Source organism: Rhizobium sp. CG4 (assembly GCF_023701965.1).
Classification (GTDB): Bacteria; Pseudomonadota; Alphaproteobacteria; order Rhizobiales; family Rhizobiaceae; genus Agrobacterium.
Genome location: NZ_JABAEG010000002.1, coordinates 1,036,487 through 1,054,960, shown reverse-complemented (window position 1 = coordinate 1,054,960; position 18,474 = coordinate 1,036,487). Strand labels below are relative to the sequence as shown.

The window sequence follows — 18,474 nt, the reverse complement described above, 5'->3', positions numbered from 1 at the left end:
GGTGGCGGTGGTGGCGGCGGCTGGTAATTCCGCACGGCGCAAGAGTGCAAAAGGGCTGTTGTGAATGGCTGATACGTCACCATATGTTTTGGCACTCATCTGCATAGCAGTTGTCGCGCTCTATTATCTCGGTGTCAGGCTCAAGGTTGGCCCTGGCCTGCCGAAAGGTTTGATCAGACCACATTGGTCTGTTCCAGAGGACATGTCGCCCGTCCGCGCAAACTTTCTTGCGCACCACACTTTTTCGTCGGAAGGCTACACGGCCTTTTCTGCCAGTATATTCGAACTCGCGGTGAAAGGTTTTGTTGTGCTGACGGACCTGGGAACCGAGATTGTTTTCCGCCGCACCAATAAGTCAGAAGACAAACAGTTGCCGGCCAGCCAACAGGCCATTCTTTCCCACATTGCAAATCCAGGGTCAGAGTTCACCATCGACAGGTTCAATGGCTGGGCGGTTGACACGTTGGTCAAAGATTTTCGCCAGACGCTGGGAGGCGAAGATTTGGGACAATATCATGAGGATCACTCCTCATATTTTCTGTTCGGATTCATTCTCAGCATCGTGTCATTGGGTGTTTTTGTATTTTTGACCGACTTTAATTTTGAGCAGTTTAAAATACTCCTTGGCGTTTCTGTGGTTGTTCCCTTTTTCTTCATTCTTGTTCCCCTATTCATTTGGAGACTTATGGCTGAAGTCCGTGCGGGTTGTGCCGCCAAGATTTTTGTAACTGGTATCCTGGTGTTTGTTGTCTACCGGTGTAGGGATATCGCACTTAGCTTCCCGCACGACGTGTGGCAGGACACTATTGACCTTGGTTTACCTCCCATAATTTTGGCTATTGGCGGCATTTTTCTCACAAATGTGGCTTCTCTGTTCCTGATCGGCGGGCGGACACCACTTGGCCGTACGGTACTGGAGCGATTTGAAGGTTTCAGCCTTTATCTGCAATTGTCAGAAAAGGAGCGCGCGGTGATGGCCCGTGCACCATTGATGTCTGCATCGCATTTTGAGGATATGTTGCCTTATGCCGTTGCTTTGGGTGTTGAGAAAAACTGGTGCCAGCAATTCAGAAATTGGTTGATCAGCGCAGGTGTTGCCTCATCCTATGCGCCATCATGGTATGGCGGCAGCCCCGAAAAATGTTTTGGTGACTGGATAGTCGACTTCTCCTCCGCTCTTGCGCAAAGGGTTGAAGCCGTTGTTCCTGAACCTGAGAAAAAGTGATTGGCCGGTTTTTCGCTATAGTTTTGCCGGATCATGGTGCTGGTTGCTTCTATCCGCTAGATAAACCTTACCTTGTCGGTAATTTAACCGTTTGCCGTGGTGACTTTTTTCACAGGGCTTGCTAAGTCCGCGACACTCTTTTGAAACAGATAAAGTTTTCATCCCATGCCCGATCTTCTGCTTGAACTCCGCTCCGAGGAAATCCCCGCCCGCATGCAGCGCAAGGCGGCGGGTGACCTGAAAAAGCTCGTCACCGACGCACTGGTTGAAGCTGGCCTGACCTATGATGGCGCGCGCGAATACTGGACACCACGTCGCCTGACGCTGGACATTCGTGGCCTGAACGCCCGTTCCGCCGATGTGCGGGAAGAAAAGAAGGGTCCACGCACCGACGCCAATGAAAAAGCGATCGAAGGCTTTTTGCGCGGCGCGGGTCTGAGCGATATTTCGCAGGCGCAGGTCGTTTCCGATCCGAAGAAGGGTGACTTCTATATCGCCGTGGTCAACAAGCCCGGCCGTCCGGCGGAAGACATCATTGCTGACGTTATGCCGGGTATCATTCGTGGTTTTGCCTGGCCAAAGTCCATGCGCTCCGGCCCGGCTTCCATGCCAAAAGGTTCGAGCTACGGCGGCATCGAAGGCAAAGGTTCGGAAAGCCTGCGCTGGGTGCGCCCGTTGCAGTCCATCGTTTGCCTTTTTGGGCCAGAACATGACGAGACGCAGGTCATTCCGTTTGAGATCGATGGCATCGTTGCCGGCAACGTGACCTATGGTCACCGTTTCCATGCGCCTGAAGCGATCACTGTCCGCCGTTTTGAAGACTATGTTTCCAACCTCGAAAAGGCCAAGGTCATTCTCGATGCCGAGCGCCGCAAGGATATCATCCTACATGACGCCAAGGACATCGCATTCGCCAACGGTCTGGAACTGGTCGAGGACGAAGGCCTTCTCGAAGAAGTGTCCGGACTTGTAGAGTGGCCACAGGTGCTGATGGGAACATTTGAGGAAGATTATCTGCAGATCCCGGCAGAAATCATCCGTCTGACCATCAAGACCAACCAGAAGTGTTTCGTGACCCGCCCGCAGGGTGCGGAAGAAGGCCTGTCGAACCGCTTCATTCTGGTGTCCAACATTCAGGCAACCGATGGTGGCAAGGAAATCATGCATGGCAATGGCAAGGTCGTGCGTGCACGCCTGTCGGATGCCAAGCACTTCTGGACCCGCGACCTGGGTAACCTGCCGGACCTAGAGACGCTGAAGGCATCTGCCGAAAAGTTCAACCTCGACCTCAACAAGCCGCTTGATCAGCGCATGGCCAAGTTGGACGCGCTCAACGTAACCTTCCACGCCAAACTTGGCACGCAGGGTGAGCGCGTAACCCGCATTCGCCAACTGGCAAAACAGCTGGCACCAATCGTCGGTGCCGATGCTGCGCTGGTCGATCGCGCCGTCGTTTTGGCCAAGGCCGACCTGCGCACCGAAGCTGTTGGCGAGTTTCCAGAGCTGCAAGGCCTGATGGGCCGCAAATATGCGCTGTTACAGGGCGAAAACGAAAGCGTTGCTGCTGCCATTGAAGAACATTGGAAGCCGCAGGGCCCGACCGACCTCGTGCCACGTGACAAGGTTTCGCTGACTGTCGCGCTGGCTGACAAGCTGGACACATTGTCAGGGTTCTGGGCCATCGATGAAAAGCCAACCGGTTCAAAAGACCCGTTTGCACTGCGTCGTGCAGCACTTGGTGTCGTGCGCATCATCATGGAACGCAATGTTCGCTTGCCGCTGCTTTCCGTCATCAAGGACCCGGACCTCCTGTCGTTCTTCCATGACCGCCTGAAGGTATATCTGCGTGATCTCGGTGCCCGTTACGATCTGATTGACGCGGTTCTGACACCGGAATCGGACGATCTCTTGATGGTTGCGCGCCGCGTTGAAGCGCTGACGGCATTCATCACCGATCAAGACGGTATCAACCTTCTCGCGGGCACAAAGCGCGCCACCCAGCTTCTGGCTGCGGAAGAAAAGAAGGGCACCGTGGTTGCCGATGGCGTGGCAGACGAACTGTTGAAGCTTGATGCTGAAAAGGCGCTTTATGCTGCAATAAAAACAGCCTCTGCTGATGCCGCCAAGGCTGTTGCAGGCGAGGACTTCCGTTCTGCCATGCAGGCGCTGTCAACGCTGCGTGCGCCGGTCGATAAATTCTTCGAAGACGTTCTCGTCAACGATGAAGATGCGGCGATCCGCGCCAACCGTCTGGCATTGCTGAAGGCTATTCGTGAAGCAACCGGCACTGTTGCCGACTTCTCGAAAATCACTGGCTGATAAAGGGGCGTCTGGTGGGCGGAAAATCCTCATCAGCGCCTGCCTTCTGGGCCATGCCGTACGGTATGACGGTAAGGGAAAGCTGCTTTCCCATCCGGCGATAGAACGCTGGAAAAATGAAGGGCGTCTTGTGTCCATCTGTCCGGAAATGGCAGGTGGAATGCCCGTTCCCCGTCCTCCTGCTGAAATAGAAAATGGTGCCTCCGGTCTCGATGTGCTTGAGGGCCGTGCCCGCGTGCTGGAAATCACCCGTGGTGATGTGACGGCCGAATTCATTCGCGGTGCGCAAAAGGCGCTGGCTTTCGCGCAGGATAGTGGCTGCGACTATGCCTTGCTGATCGATGGCAGCCCTTCCTGTGGTTCGATTGCCATTTACGATGGCTCGTTTTCCGGCCTGAAACATGCCGGCAACGGCATAACCGCCGCTCTTCTTGCAAAAGCGGGCATCTCAATTTTCTCCCACGACCAGATTGCACAACTCGTCCAACTGACCGAGTAAAAAATGATCCGGCGCTGCCATCTCCGATGTCTCGAGGAACGTTAGGCTTTGCTACGCATTCTATGCCTGAGGAGGTGGTCAATCGGGAGGAAACGAGCATGGCTAAGAATACGATCTGTCTCTGGTATGAAAGCGAGGCGGAACAAGCCGCGCGTTTTTATGCCGAACTTTTCCCGGATAGCGTGGTGGGCAAGGTCTATCGCGCGCCGAGTGATTACCCATCAGGCCACGAAGGCGATGTGTTGATGGTCGAGTTTACCGTCGCTGGCGTGCAGTGCGTTGGTCTGAATGGAGGACCGGTCTTCAAACATAATGAGGCTTTTTCATTCCAGATCGCCACAGACGATCAGGAAGAAACCGACCTTTACTGGAACGCCATTATCGGTAATGGCGGGCAGGAAAGTGAGTGCGGCTGGTGCAAGGACAAATGGGGTATCTCCTGGCAGATAACCCCACGTGTTCTGATGCAGGCGATGGCCGCTGGTGGAGCTGAAGCAAAACGTGCCTTTGATGCCATGATGACCATGAAAAAGATCGACGTGGCAAAAATTGAGGCCGCCCGTCGCGGCTGAGATATGGCCGAGGGACATGGCCCAAATAAAAACGCCGGAGACTGATCTCCGGCGTTTTGTCTTATCTGATTGTCTATCGCGACCTTAGCTTGCCCGGCGCATCTGCTCTCCCATGCCATAGAGGCTGCCGGAAGCGTTGGACGAGGCGGACACTCGGAAGGTGCGGATCAGCGTCAGCAGCTCTTCCGTATCCACGGCAAGGGCTTCAGCCGACGCCGTGGTTTCTTCCGCCATGGCGGCATTGTGCTGGGTGGCTGCGTCAAGCTGGTTCAGCGAGGACGAAATGGACCTCAGTGTCGTATCCTGCTCGGACGCCGAATGGGCAATCTTGGTGACAATCTCATTGGCCGATTTGATCTGGTCGGAAATACGCTTCAATGCATCGCCGGCCTCGCCAACAAGACGAACACCGTTTTCAACCTGACCGGACGAGCGGGCGATCTGGTCTTTGATTTCCTTGGCCGCAGCCGCAGATTTCTGAGCCAGCTCACGCACTTCCTGTGCCACGACGGCAAAGCCCTTGCCTGCTTCACCAGCGCGTGCCGCCTCAACACCGGCATTCAGCGCCAGAAGGTTGGTCTGGAAGGCGATGTCGTCAATCACGCCGATGATCTTGGAGATTTCATCCGAGGACTGCTCAATGCCGCTCATCGCGCCAATGGCCTGCTCGACAACGAGGTCGCTACGGCTTGCTTCACCGCTGATTGCGGTAACGCGCTTGGCGGCTTCATGTGCACCTTCTGCGGTCTGGCGAACGGCCACAGTCAGTTGGTCGAGGGCAGCGGAGGTTTCTTCAAGGTTTGCAGCCTGAAGCTCGGTACGCTGGGACAGTTCATTCGATGCCTTGCGGATTTCTTCCTTCGAGCCGCCAATGTCGATGCTCTTGGCGTTCACCTTGGCCATGGCAGCATCAAGATGCGTCAGGGCTTCGTTGAAGTTGCTGCGCAGATCCGCATAACGCGGGCCAAGATCACCACAACGAACGGTCAGATCGCCCTTTGCCAGCTTTTCAAGCGACTGGCCGATGATGGTGACGACATGCGCCTGCAGTTCAGCTTCGCTGCGCTGCATATCAAGGTTGTTCTGGCGCTCTGTATTTAGTTCGCGCTGCTGCTGTTCCTGGCGCTCGACCATGGCGTGGCGTTCACGAACCTTCTGCTGCAGCGATGCGGTTGCCTTGGCCATCATGCCCACTTCATTGGTCATGGTGGTGTGCGGAATGTCGATGGCGACATTTTCGTTGGCAACTTCACCCAGTGCCTTGTGAATATCGGCCAACGGCTGGGAAATGCCACGAATGACATAAAGTGCTGCACCGATACCAAGCACCAGAACGGCGATGCCAAGCGACAATGCCTTGAAGATTTCAGCGCGAACCTGTGCCTGAAGATCGTCGACATAAACGCCGGTTACCACGACCAGCTGCCAAGGTTCAAAAGCCAGCGCATAGGAGCTTTTCAGGAAGGAGCCTTCTAGGCCAGGTTTTGGACCGTAAAAGTCGGTTTGGCCACCACCAGCGCGGCCAAGCTTTACCAGCTCGTCGCGATACTGGTAACCCTTGCTGTCCGGCTGGCCCTTGTAGTTCTGGCCAACGCGTTTTGCTTCTGGGTGGAACACCATCTTCACGTCGTAGTCATAACCGAACAGATAACCATCCGGCGTGTATCGGATAGCGGAAACGACTTCAAAAGCCTGCTTCTTGGCTTCCTCGGTCGTCAAAGTGCCTGCTTGTTCCTTGGCGTGGTACTCTTTGAGAATAGAGACTGCAGACTGAACCTGCGTGCGCAGCATGTTGTACCGCTCTTCATAGATCGCATTCGCGGAAGAGCTGATCTGATAATATGTTGCACCGGCAAATGCGATCATCAGGGTGATGACCAACAATAGCAACTGTCGGGAAATCGGAAGATTTTTCATATCTACTCATCGCGCTTTTGCGGCACCGCGTCTCATGAAGCGGTGGGGCAAGATCTAAAAAAAGGGGGAGCGCATTCTGCACTGGTCATCATGCTGCATCGCACAACCATGCATTAAAAAAATACATATTGTTGAATAAATATTTAATTGAGCAGTTGGTGTGGGGGAAATCGCTTCAAGAGACGAGTATTATGATGTCGTTATTCAGTATGATTAAGTTGATGACAAATAAAAATAAAACCAAAGCGAGCATTTTTCTGCGTCTGTCATAAATACTACATATTAATACATGGTGGCTTGTCGCTAATAATAAAACTCCCCGCAGTTGAGTTTTAAATATATGTTGCGCCAAACCCCGCTTCGGGGATGCGAAAGAAATCTGACAAAAGACAAATAGTTAACGCGATGGCTGGCAGTGCGCTGGTTCACAATCCGCTACTGGTTGCGTAAATCTGCATCGGCTGATCGCAGCTCAAAGCCCAGCTGGCAGAAAGACATGCGCATAAAAACACCCGCCTGTTGTTGCCAAGCGGGTGAAACAGGCCTCAAGGGCCGATCGCTGATCGTGTCTGTTAGTTCAAGCGCAGCGAAAAATTGCTGAAATCGGGTTTTGTCACGGTAGAAGCCGCAACAGGTGGCTGTGGTTTACTGATTGAGGTCGTTGTCGCCTCGAAATCAATGCCATCAGGTGCGTGTTCGGGGCCGTCCTTCGTGGCAGCCAGCGTTGTGCCGCTATCTTCCGCTGGCATCCAGGTCTTGGCTGTGCTCACGTAGACAACGGGCGAACCGCCCAGCCATGCTTCGGTGCGGAACATTTCCTTTGTGCCGTTCACATCACGGATTTCGGTTTTCTGAACGCCGGATTGCAGCGATGGCGCAACATACTGGCTAGCCGTCACCTTCTCCTTCAGGGGAGGGCAAGACCCGCAACGCAGGTTGATAATGCTCTTGTTGTCTGTGCGGTCATGGTCAATGACCTCGATCGAGGAAGCCATAGCGGCATGGCTTGTCAGTGCAAACAATGCAACCGAAACAAAATAACGCATGGGCCAATACTCCTTCATTCGAAGAAGTATAGTAACCGGACTTCCTTTCCGTCCGGTCAGTAAAATTGGTAAATATTGAACGAATAACCTGTCAGGGCGACAGCTTATCAGCCCTGTTCGCGGGCAATCGCCAACCAGCCAATATCCTTGCGGCAGAAGCCATTGTCCCATTCGACTTTGGAAAGCAGGTCATAGGCACGACGCTTCGCTTCGCTCGCCGTTTTGCCGGTTGCCGTGACGTTCAACACGCGACCGCCGGTGGCCACCAACTGGCCGTCCTTAAGCGCTGTGCCGGCATGAAACACCTTTGCGCCTTCGTCAGCCTGGGGAATGGCGACGATGGGTGTGTTCTTTTCATAGGCTGCCGGATAACCCTTTGATGCCAGAACGACTGTTAGTGCGGTGTCGTCGATCCACTCTGCTGTCACCTTATCCAGCGTGCCGGTGGCCGTTGCGTAGAGAATAGGTAGCAGATCGCTCTTCAGGCGCATCATCAGGACCTGGCATTCGGGATCACCGAAACGCACATTATATTCGATCAGTTCGGGGCCTTTTTTGGTGATCATCAGCCCGGCGAAAAACACACCGCTGAACGGATGGCCGTCCTTGGCCATGCCGTGAATGGTCGGCTCAATGATTTCCTTCATGGTGCGGTCAACCATGTCAGCTGTCATGACCGGAGCAGGGGAATAGGCACCCATGCCGCCGGTGTTCGGGCCGGTGTCACCATCGCCAACGCGCTTGTGGTCCTGTGCTGTTGCCAGCGCCAGCGCCGTCTTGCCATCCGAAAGGCAGAAGAAACTTGCTTCTTCACCATCCAGAAATGCTTCAACAACCACTTCTGCGCCGGCAGCACCGAAGGCGCCATCAAAACAATCGTCAATGGCGGAAAGCGCCTCGGCTTCGGTCATCGCCACTGTCACGCCCTTGCCGGCGGCAAGTCCATCGGCCTTGATGACGATAGGTGCGCCCTGTTCGCGCACATAGGCCTTGGCCGGTTCTGCTTCCTTGAAACGTTGGTAGGCGCCGGTTGGAATATCGTAACGGGCGCAGAGGTCCTTGGTGAAACCCTTGGAGCCTTCGAGTTGGGCTGCTGCCTTCGACGGGCCGAAGGTGGCAATGCCTGCATCACGCAGATCATCCGCCAAACCTGCAACAAGCGGAGCCTCAGGACCAACGATGACAAAGTCTATCGCCTTTTCCTTGGCAAACGCGATGACCGCAGCGTGGTCTTCAACGTTGAGAGACACCAGCGTCGCATGTTCCGCAATGCCTGGATTGCCGGGTGCCGCATAGAGTGTGTCCAACAGGGGGGACTGCGCGATTTTCCACGCCAAGGCATGTTCGCGTCCGCCAGAACCGATCAACAGAACTTTCATAGTCTCACCCCTGTAATCTCGTTTCTGCGGCGTTAAGGGCAGGGGGGAGAAAGGTCAAGGAGAAAGCTGTCTTTCCGGCCTGTTTGTTCCCGCATATCCGCCTTCCGTGGCCTTTAACACCAGCTGTTCACGGTGCTTTATCGGCTTTTCTGTGGGTTTGTTTACACTTCGTGTTGTCATGCCACAATCAGCCTCTATGTTCGGCCAGATTTTAAACAGACCAGAGAAGCACATGTCCGCAGATAATGCCCGCCTCGCGCCAGTCATCGCATCTGAGATCAATGCCCGACCCGATCAGGTCAAGGCTGCCATACAGCTGCTAGATGAAGGCGCGACGGTTCCGTTCATCGCACGTTACCGTAAGGAAGTGACGGGTGGTCTGGATGACACCCAGCTTCGCACACTGGCCGAGCGGTTGTCGTACCTGCGTGAACTGAATGCGCGTCGTGCCTCGATCGTCGAATCCATCACCGGTCAGGGAAAAATGACCGACGATTTGATGGTCAAGATCGTATCGGCAGTCACCAAGGCCGAACTGGAAGACCTTTACCTGCCTTACAAACCAAAGCGCCGTACCCGTGCGGAAATCGCCCGTGAGCGTGGCCTTGGACCGCTGGCAGAAGCCATCTGGGACAATCGCAGTGCCGATCCTACCAAGCTGGCTGAGACTTATGTTCAGGGTGAAGTCGCCGATGTAAAGGCCGCCCTTGAAGGTGCGCGTGACATTGTTGCCGAAACCATGACCGAAAATGCCGAACTGCTTGGCCGCCTGCGTGACTACATGCGCCACAACGCAACGTTCCGTGCCAAGGTTGTCGAAGGCAAGGAAGCAGCGGGCGAAAAATTCTCCGACTATTTCGCCCATTCTGAGCGCTGGGCCACAGTGCCGGGTCACCGTGCGCTGGCGATGTTGCGCGGCTGGAACGAAGAAATTCTGACACTGACAATCGACGTTGATGCAGATGATCCATCGCCGGTCAAACCGTGCCAGAGAACCATTGCCAGTGCATTTGATATCCGTTCCGGCGGAGCAGGCGATGCCTGGTTGATGGAGGTTGCCGGCTGGACATGGCGCGTCAAACTTTCCATGTCGCTGTCGCTCGACCTGATGCGAGAAGTTCGCGAACGGGCGGAAGAAGAAGCGATCCACGTGTTCGCCAGAAATCTGAAAGACCTTCTGCTGGCGGCACCTGCCGGTTCGCGCGCCACCATGGGTCTTGATCCGGGCATCCGTACCGGCGTCAAGGTGGCGATTGTCGATGGCACCGGCAAACTGCTCGATATCTCGACCGTTTACCCATTCCCGCCCAGAAACGACATTCGTGGTACACAGGTCGAACTGGCAAGTCTTATTCGCAAACATGGCGTGGAACTGATTGCGATTGGCAACGGCACCGGCAGTCGCGAGACCGAAAAACTGGTGGCTGACATGCTGACCCAGCTGACCGGTCCGAAACCCACCAAGGTTATCGTGTCGGAAGCTGGCGCTTCGGTCTATTCGGCCTCTGAGCGCGCCGCTGCCGAATTCCCCAATCTCGATGTTTCAATCCGTGGCGCGGTGTCGATTGCTCGCCGCTTGCAGGATCCGTTGGCCGAACTCGTCAAGATCGAACCCAAATCAATTGGCGTTGGCCAGTATCAGCACGACGTTGATCAGGGCAAGCTGTCTCGTTCACTGGATGCCGTGGTTGAAGATGCGGTGAATGCGGTTGGTGTTGATCTCAACACCGCTTCGGCCCCGCTGCTGGCGCGCGTTTCCGGTCTCGGCGCATCAATTGCTGATGCCATCGTGCTGCACCGTGACCAGACCGGTCCATTTGCCAGCCGCAAGGACTTGCTGAAAGTGCCTCGCCTTGGCCAGCGCACCTTTGAGCAGTGCGCAGGCTTCCTGCGTATTCCAAACGGCAAGGAGCCGCTGGATGCATCCTCGGTGCATCCGGAAGCCTATGGCGTTGCCAAGAAGATTGTTGCCGCTTGCGGCCGTGATCTGCGCACTCTTATGGGCGACAGTGCCACCCTGAAATCGCTTGATCCGAAAAAGTTCATTGATGAGCAGTTTGGTCTGCCGACGGTCAAGGACATTATTGCAGAACTTGAAAAACCCGGTCGCGACCCGCGCCCAAGTTTCAAGACAGCAACCTTTGCAGAGGGCGTCGATGAAATTACCGACCTGAAGCCGGGCATGTTGCTGGAAGGCACGGTTACCAATGTGGCGGCCTTCGGCGCCTTCGTGGATATCGGTGTGCACCAGGACGGTCTTGTTCACGTGTCGCAACTCGCAGACCGTTTCATCAAGGATCCGCATGAAGTCGTCAAAGCCGGCGACGTGGTTAAGGTAAAAGTGGTTGAGGTTGACGTTAAGCGCAAGCGCATCGGCCTGACCATGCGCAAGGATGGTGGCGAAGCGGCACCTCAGTCGATGCGGGAAAGGGGCACTGCCAGCGCCATGAAGCACGCCAGTACCAAACCGCAGGGTCGTGGCAATGATGCGGGCCAATCCGGTGGTGCTTTGGCTGCCGCACTCGCAGAGGCGATGAAACGCCGCTAACCTTATCTGCGATAAATTGAAGAACAAACAACGCCGCCCCGTGTGACTTACGGGGCGGCGTTTTGCGTCTGAAATGCATCAATTTTTTTGAAAACTGCCTGTCTTGAAACTTTGGCCGAAAGGAATACGGTTACAAAACTTGATAAGTGAGACTTAGCTTATTCGGGAGGTGAAATGGCCTCGTCTCTGCATGCATTGCTTGAGAAAATAGTCAGAACCGGCGACCTCGTCGTTACCGGTCCAAATGGACTTCACATTTACGGCGACGGTACAGGAAAACGGGTCGCGATCAGTTTTACCGATGATGAAGCGTCGGACGAGATTGCCAGAGACCCGACATTGAAACTCGCCGAAATCTATATGGAACGCCGTATGAATGTCGACGAGGGCGACATTTATGATTTTCTGGCGTTGATCAAGGCGAATACACTGAGCGAGGCGCTGACCTTCGGCATGATTTGGCGCGGTTTCGCGCGCATTATCGCCTCGCGCATAAAGATGCACCTGCCAGTCAATCACAACAAAAGCAACGTTTCACACCACTATGATTTGAGCGCCAAGCTGTTCGATCTGTTTCTGGACGAGGACTGGCAATATTCCTGCGCCTATTTCAATCCGCCCGGAATAACGCTGGATGAGGCACAGGCTGCCAAAAAACGACATATTGCCGCAAAACTGTTGCTGGCCGAGGACCAGAGCGTCCTGGAAATAGGCTCCGGTTGGGGCGGCATGGCGATGTATCTGAGCGAAAGTTCCGGTGTTGATGTAACTGGCATCACCTTAAGCGAAGAACAGCTAAGGGTATCGCGGGGTCGTGCGTCAAAACGCAACCTGTCGGAAAAGGTGCGGTTTGAACTGCAGGACTATAAATATCTGCCGTCCAAAAAATACGACCGCATCGTGTCGGTTGGCATGTTCGAACATGTTGGGCCAACTCATTATCGGGAGTATTTCAACAAGGCGGCAGAAGTGCTGGATGACTACGGCGTGATGGTGCTGCATTCCATCGGTCAACCCTATCCGGCGCTGGCCACCAACCCGTTCATCGAAAAGTATATTTTCCCCGGCGGTTATATTCCGTCACTGGCGGAAGTATTGCCTGCGGTGGAAAAAGCCGGCTTGTTGGTGCGCGATATCGAAATACTGCCGATGCATTATGCCCACACGCTGAGGCACTGGCGGCAACGTTTCGTCGCTCGAAAGGACGACGCCGTGGCGCTTTATGACGAGCGCTTTTTCCGGATGTGGGAATTTTATCTGGCCGGCTCAGAAATGGCCTTCACTCACGAGAATTTTCATATCTTCCAGCTGCAACTGGCAAAACGCGGTGATGTTGTTCCCGACAACCGCAATTACATTCAGTTGGCAGAGCAGCGGCTGGCAGAGTTTGAAAAGACCCGCCTGCCGATGGAGAAGGTCGAGTTCTGACACACAATCTCGGATAGGATTTGACACGCTGGCGGCTACCCTGCGTAGTTAACAGATTGGCAAGGGAATATGCTTAATTTGAAATGAGAGTATCTGTTTCTCCTTTCTGTTTTGCGTATCCGGAGTTCATACATGTCTTTTTCAAAGCTGGCTTTTTCCGCCTGCCTTATTCCCCTTTGTCTTGCGGGCACTGCACAGGCCGAAAGCTGGTTCTCCGGTGACTGGTATCTGAAAGTTGGTGCGGTCGGTTTTTCCGCGCCGAAGTATCAGGGCGACAACAAGAATGAGTTTGGCGCTGCGCCAATCATTTCGCTGGGCAAAGTTGGCCCATCCGCAAAGTTTTCGTCGCGCAATGATAGTGCGTCGTTTGGTCTTCTCGATCAGGGAACGTTTCGCGCCGGTGTCGCTGCAAAGCTGATCATGCCACGTGATGAGGGTGATTCTTCTGACCTTCGTGGCATGCAGAAAATCAAGCTCGGCGGTGAACTCGGTGGTTTTGCTGAAGTCTACCCAACGGACTGGGTGCGTGTTCGCGGTGAAGTGCGCCAGGGCATACGTAGCCATAGCGGTGTCGTTGCCGATCTGTCAGCGGACGTTTTCACCGACATCACGCCCGGCCTGCAGATTTCGGCCGGTCCACGCGCGACATGGGTCAGCAACAAATATAACGACAAATATTACGGTGTAAGTTCCGCGGCTGCCGCGTCCGGTGGTCCGTCGGCCTATAATCCCGATGGCGGTCTGCATTCTGCCGGTGTTGGTGCCGCCATCACCTGGAAGGCAACCGACAATATCGAGCTGACATCCTTTGCCGAATACAAGCGCCTGATGGGCGACGCTGGCAAAAGTACGCTGGTCAGTGAACGTGGTTCGAAGAACCAGTTTGTTGTCGGTATCGGCGCCAGCTACAAATTCGGGTTCAGCGTTCCCTAATCATCCTTGCTTTGCAAAAAGCGCGGGTTTAGAGCCTTTCCTGTGTCATGGTAGCAGGAAAGGCTTGGAAACCCCGGTATGGTTCACAATAGCGATATGACCGGCCGCGTTTCAGACGCGCCATCCGACAACTGGGTTTACCGACTGCTGCCACGCTGGGTCTGGCCGTATGCGCAGCTCGCCCGCTGGGACCGCCCGATTGGTTGGCAGCTTCTGATGTGGCCGTGTTTCTGGTCGGCCGCCCTGGCGGCAAATGTCGCCATGGACGCCGGAACATTTTCATGGGGCCTGCTGGCCTTCCATCTTGTGCTGTTTTTTATCGGTTCGGTCGCCATGCGTGGTGCAGGCTGTACCTATAATGATCTGGTCGATCACCAGATCGACATGGCCGTTGCCCGTACACGCTCCCGCCCATTGCCATCAGGGCGGGTTACACGCAAACAGGCGAAGATTTTTATTGTGCTGCAATCTCTGGCCGGTCTCGTGGTGCTGTTGCAGTTTAATACCTTCTCTTGGGCGCTTGGCATTTTTTCGCTAATCTTTGTCGTCATTTATCCCTTCGCCAAAAGATTTACCGACTGGCCGCAGTTCTTCCTCGGTCTTGCTTTCTGCTGGGGTGCGCTGATGGGGTGGTCGGGGCAGTTCGGCACTCTGGCACCGGCAGCATTCCTGCTCTACGGCGCGTCAATTGCCTGGACGATTGGATATGACACGATTTACGCCCATCAGGACAAGGAAGACGATGAATTGGTTGGCGTACGCTCAACCGCCCGCCTGTTCGGTGATAACACACGCATGTGGCTTATTGGCCTTTACGGTTTGGCGCTTGTATTAATGGTGATGTCTTTCGCCTCTGCCGGTGTCGGCTTGTTGGCCTATTCTGGTGTTGCGGCCGCGGCAGGCATGTTTATTCGCCAGATCATCGTGCTGGATATCAATGATGGCGACCAGTGCCTTGCACTGTTCAAGTCCAACACGCGGGTCGGCGCGCTGGTGTTTGCCGGTCTGTTATTGCCGCTTGCCGTCAATCTGCTTCAATAAAGAAAACCCGGCAGGAATGACTTCCTTGCCGGGTTCTTTTTGATCTGGAGATCACGTTTAAAGTCAGTTGCGTGCGATAATTTCTTTGCCTTCGATCTTCATCGCGACGCCAAGCTTGCCGGTGGATCGGCGAACAAGGAAACGTGGACGACGATTTGCGAAGTAGGAATGGCGACGGCGCGGACGAAGGTCCTGCGGGCGTGGGCCGCCAATATGGTCTTCCAACGGACGGGCAACGCCATCTGCTTCAACCATCAGCATCGGAATGCGATAGGTTTCAGACCAGTTGCGCCAGTCGGCAGCAATGTCACAGAGATCATGGGCTACCAGCAGTGGAATGCACAGGGCAGGGTCCTCGTGGTGCAGTTCCAGCGTTACGGTAACCTGACCATCACCATGGTCGATGGCGCGGGCTGCAACACCCTTGAAAGCGCGTGCTGGCAGGGCAAAGGAAAGCGGCAGGCCGCTTGAATTGAGTGTTTTCTTGAGTACGGCACCGCGTTCATCAAGTGTAATGACAACGTCGGAACATCCGTCGCGGACTCCATAAGTGACCTGTTGCGGAAACCGCGCTGGATCGAGTCTGAGTGTCGCTGCGGCCCATTCGGGCTTCAAAACCGTATTTGTCATATTCATGCAACCCTTGTTTTACCTGAGAGCCTTTTGGGCATCTCCCGGGACTTTTCGTCCTCTGATGATGTGAACATAGCGCCTGCTCATTCTGGACCGCTTAAAAAACGAGGTTAAAAAACTTTGCATTCCCAGATGGTTAGCAAAGTGCCCAATGATCAGGGTTGCGGAAGTGTGAACGGAGACAGTGCAATTTTCTCCAATTGGCCACGGCAAAGGTCTCATGGTTCAAGCTCCGGGCAAGGCTACGCGGGCATTTTGCCAATCTCGGAGTTCTGTGCGATTTTATCGGACGGAATTGCTTGGTTTTGTTTTGCGGTGGAATTTACGCGAAGGAATACGCGCAATGGTGTCGACTTATCTCAGCTACGATTTGATAAACCGGGACATGAAAACCAGTTTGTCACGCGTTGCCCAGCAAAGCATGACCGCCCGGCAAACCGAGTATTACAAGGAGAACATCGGCAAGGTGAAAACCGTCGATGAGTTTCTGGATAATTACCAGCTCTATACGTATGCCATGGAAGCCTTCGGTCTGTCCGACATGAGCTATGCCAAGGCGTTCATGAAGAAGGTGCTTGAGAGCGACCTGAATGATTCAAACAGCTTTGCCAACAAGCTGACTGACACCCGCTATCGCCAGTTTGCCGAGGCGTTCAATTTCAGCACACCGACCAGCACGTTGCAGTCGGATTCGCAGCTGGAAGCGATGATCGGCCTCTACAACACCAATGTTGCGGATGCGGACTCGGCGATTACTGAAGAAAATCGCTATTACAATGTGATGATCAAGACGATTGATAACGTCGACAAGCTTATGCAGAACGAGCGCCTTCGCTCCTATACGCTCAGTGTCTTCGGAATTGATCAGCAGTATTTCTCCTATGCCAACATCAGGGGATTGCTGACCAGTGATACAGATGATCCCAACAGCTATTTCAACATTACCTACGGCGCTAAATACGGTGCCAATGCCGCGCGTCTGGCCGAAATTAACACCACGCTGACCGAAATCACCGGGCGTGCCACAGCCATTACCAAGGTCAGTGACCTCAATAGCGCGATTACCAAAGGTGATGCCCTTCAGGTGCAGATTGATGCGGCGCAGGAGGAACTGGACAATGGCGGTGACGAGGAAACACTGACTGCCACGATCGAAGATCTGAAAACCCAGCTTGCCAGCGTGTGGAGCAAGGTCAGCGTTACCGACCGTGATGCGGCGCAGGCTGCAATCACCACCAATCAGGCGCTGATTGACGATTATAGTACCCGTCTTCCAGCCGTTGGCACTGAGACAACGGCACTGACCACGAAGTTGAATGCCGAAAAGACCACGCTGACGAAGACCAACTCTGATCTGGATGTCTTCCGAGCCCTTGCCGATGCGTTTGATTTCAATGCTGATGGCACCGTAGCCCCGGGCAGTGCTCAGACGGAAGAAAACCGTCTGGTGATGAACAATGCCTATATCCTGACCAATCCTCGCTCGACCATCGCCAAGGCAGAGCTGGAGCGGGATTATTTCCTGAGCAAGATCAACACGATCACCTCGGTTGAACAGATCGCCGGCGGTAGCGGCGTAACCGGAGACGCTCGCCTTCTGGCCTATATCCAGACTGCGTTCAACCTGACTGATGCGACGATCATGCCGGCAACGATCAAGAACATTCTGACGGCTGATCTGAGCGACCCGAACAACTACATCGCGACAGTCGGCAAAAACGACGAGCGCTATATTGCGTTGAGAAACGCATTCAACTTCCAGTCTGATGGCACGCTTGCCGATGGCACTCTGCCGCAGACGTCCGAACAGAGCCGTATTACCAATATGGGCTATATGAGCTACCATAACGACAAGGATGAAGCCGCCGACGAAAAGGCGCTTGCGTCGTTCAAGACCCAGATTGCCACGGTCACGTCGCTGTCGACCTTCATGACCAACACCAGCGTTTACAGCTATGCCCTTAAGGCTGTGGGCCTGGACCCGAACACGGAAAGCGAACGCACCATTAAAGAGGTGCTAAAAAGCGACCTTCAGGACCCGAAAAGCTTTGTCTACACCCTGAAGGACGAGCGCTACGTCAAGCTGGCGGAGCTTTTCAACTTCAAGTCGGATGGCACAATCGGCGCGCCGGTTCTCGCGCAGTCGGAGCTTGACGTGCAAACCGTGGCTGCCGCCTATATCAATGGCCGCTCGGCATTCGGCACCGAAGACGAAAAGACCCTGGCGAAAAAAGAGTCCGAATATTACACGGAAGAAATTCAGAAGATCAAATCTCTCAAGGACCTGCTGGGCAATGCCAGACTGCTGGCCTTTGCCATGGAAGCTTTCGACATTGATCCGGCCAGCGTCACGACCGAACAACTCTACAAGATCTTCACGTCCGATCTGGACGATCCGAAAAGCTACATTAATACGGAAGCCGACACCTCTTTCCGCAGGCTGGTAACCTCCTTCAATTTCGACACCCAAGGTAACCTGATGCGCGAGGACCGCGCCTCCATTCAAAACCGCAGCGGTCTTTATGAGACGCTCGACAACTATCTGCAGCAGACCTTGGAAACCCAGGCGGGTGAAGACAATGCCGGTGTTCGTCTTGCGCTGTATTTCCAGCGTATGGCCAAGGATACGACGTCCTACTACACCATTCTTGGCGATACAGCGCTTCAGAAGTTCATTACGACGACCTTCGAAATTCCTGACGAAATGGCCAATGCGGAAGTCGACACGCAGGTGACGATGATGAAGAAATACTTCGACATCGAGGACTTTCAGGACGAAGAAAAGGTCAAGAAGCTGATCTCACGCTTCACCGTCATGTATGATATGGTCAATGGAAGCTACAATCCGACTCTGGCCATGTTCAGTGGGTCTACAACCATCAGCGTCGACACGTTGATGGCGGTAGCAACGCTCGGTTCGTCGCGGTAATCGCA

Annotated in this window: 13 protein-coding genes; 9 read left to right on the top strand and 4 right to left on the bottom strand. The window is 54.4% G+C overall.

Going from position 1 to position 18,474, the window contains the following annotated elements; genetic code table 11:
* Positions 1-64 precede the first annotated feature (64 nt).
* The 4 genes from HGO37_RS10230 to HGO37_RS10215 all read left to right on the top strand — a co-directional run bounded on the left by HGO37_RS10230 (position 65) and on the right by HGO37_RS10215 (position 4,615).
* A complete protein-coding gene (locus HGO37_RS10230) occupies positions 65-1,225 on the top strand; it encodes a DUF2207 family protein (RefSeq protein ID WP_250983209.1) in 1,161 nt (386 codons plus the stop codon).
* A 165-nt stretch (positions 1,226-1,390) separates the two neighbouring features.
* Positions 1,391-3,544, top strand: coding sequence for a glycine--tRNA ligase subunit beta (glyS, locus tag HGO37_RS10225; protein ID WP_250983208.1), 2,154 nt, complete (start codon positions 1,391-1,393; stop codon positions 3,542-3,544).
* Entirely contained in the window at positions 3,537-4,043 is a 507-nt protein-coding gene (locus HGO37_RS10220; RefSeq protein WP_250983259.1) for a 2-thiouracil desulfurase family protein, read from the top strand. Before glyS ends, HGO37_RS10220 begins: the two co-directional genes overlap by 8 nt.
* A 98-nt stretch (positions 4,044-4,141) precedes the next feature.
* On the top strand, positions 4,142-4,615 hold the full coding sequence (locus HGO37_RS10215; protein WP_250983207.1) for a VOC family protein: 474 nt from the start codon (positions 4,142-4,144) through the stop codon (positions 4,613-4,615).
* An 84-nt stretch (positions 4,616-4,699) separates the two neighbouring features.
* Here HGO37_RS10215 and HGO37_RS10210 read toward each other — a convergent pair whose 3' ends face one another.
* From HGO37_RS10210 to purD, 3 genes are all read right to left on the bottom strand, one after another.
* A complete protein-coding gene (locus HGO37_RS10210) occupies positions 4,700-6,532 on the bottom strand; it encodes a methyl-accepting chemotaxis protein (protein WP_250983206.1) in 1,833 nt (610 codons plus the stop codon).
* A 572-nt stretch (positions 6,533-7,104) separates the two neighbouring features.
* Positions 7,105-7,578, bottom strand: coding sequence for a plant virulence effector HPE1-like domain-containing protein (locus tag HGO37_RS10205; protein ID WP_250983205.1), 474 nt, complete (start codon positions 7,576-7,578; stop codon positions 7,105-7,107).
* Positions 7,579-7,685: 107 nt separating this feature from the next.
* Positions 7,686-8,957, bottom strand: a complete 1,272-nt coding sequence (gene purD, locus HGO37_RS10200) for a phosphoribosylamine--glycine ligase (RefSeq protein ID WP_250983204.1) — start codon at positions 8,955-8,957, stop codon at positions 7,686-7,688.
* Positions 8,958-9,189: 232 nt separating this feature from the next.
* Here purD and HGO37_RS10195 point away from each other — a divergent pair, with 232 nt between their 5' ends.
* The 4 genes from HGO37_RS10195 (at position 9,190) to ubiA (ending at position 14,907) form a co-directional block, all read left to right on the top strand.
* On the top strand, positions 9,190-11,505 hold the full coding sequence (locus HGO37_RS10195; RefSeq protein ID WP_250983203.1) for a Tex family protein: 2,316 nt from the start codon (positions 9,190-9,192) through the stop codon (positions 11,503-11,505).
* A 174-nt stretch (positions 11,506-11,679) separates the two neighbouring features.
* Positions 11,680-12,933: a cyclopropane fatty acid synthase gene (locus tag HGO37_RS10190; protein WP_250983202.1), complete on the top strand. Its 1,254-nt coding sequence runs from the start codon at positions 11,680-11,682 to the stop codon at positions 12,931-12,933.
* 132 nt (positions 12,934-13,065) lie between these two features.
* Positions 13,066-13,866 (top strand): MipA/OmpV family protein, encoded by an 801-nt coding sequence (locus HGO37_RS10185; RefSeq protein ID WP_250983201.1) that lies wholly within the window; start codon positions 13,066-13,068, stop codon positions 13,864-13,866.
* Positions 13,867-13,944: 78 nt separating this feature from the next.
* Positions 13,945-14,907, top strand: a complete 963-nt coding sequence (gene ubiA, locus HGO37_RS10180) for a 4-hydroxybenzoate octaprenyltransferase (RefSeq protein WP_250983200.1) — start codon at positions 13,945-13,947, stop codon at positions 14,905-14,907.
* A gap of 63 nt (positions 14,908-14,970) precedes the next feature.
* Here the strand turns inward: ubiA and HGO37_RS10175 are convergent, their stop codons facing one another.
* A complete protein-coding gene (locus HGO37_RS10175) occupies positions 14,971-15,537 on the bottom strand; it encodes a DUF6101 family protein (protein WP_192487849.1) in 567 nt (188 codons plus the stop codon).
* Between the two features lie 346 nt (positions 15,538-15,883).
* Here HGO37_RS10175 and HGO37_RS10170 point away from each other — a divergent pair, with 346 nt between their 5' ends.
* Complete coding sequence (locus HGO37_RS10170; protein ID WP_250983199.1) at positions 15,884-18,469, top strand: DUF1217 domain-containing protein; 2,586 nt, start codon at positions 15,884-15,886, stop codon at positions 18,467-18,469.
* Positions 18,470-18,474 lie beyond the last annotated feature (5 nt).